Raw genomic sequence first — 321 nt, 5'->3', positions numbered from 1 at the left:
AGGACGAGGCTCTTCCCGAAGCCATGCCCGCTCCCGCAGTGGTCGATGCTCATGCGCCGCTGGTGCCATTTGCCGCTACTTTCGCGCGAGTGGCAGTGGAGGACGAGGCAGCGCTCGAGCCCGAGTACGAGCCTGCATACGAGCCTGAGCTTGAACCTGCGCTTCAGCAGGCAGCCGAGCCCGCTTCCGTGCCGGACTTCGTGCCGCTTGCCGCTGTCGCGGCAGCGAAGCCTCGTCGCCAGGCGATCGCCGAGCCGGCCACGGCTGGCAAGGGCAAGGCAGCGTTCACGCTCCGGCTCGACCCTTCGCGCCATCTCAAGC

General features: G+C 68.2%; 1 pseudogene. It reads left to right on the top strand.

What is annotated here, in order from left to right:
* Positions 1-89: 89 nt before the first annotated feature.
* Positions 90-321: pseudogene (locus ACSNOK_RS33670) on the top strand (hypothetical protein); the annotation flags it as partial.

It is taken from the genome of Streptomyces sp. URMC 126, from assembly GCF_051386555.1.
In the GTDB taxonomy this organism is placed as follows: domain Bacteria; phylum Actinomycetota; class Actinomycetes; order Streptomycetales; family Streptomycetaceae; genus Streptomyces.
This window is presented reverse-complemented; position numbering and strand designations above follow the sequence as displayed.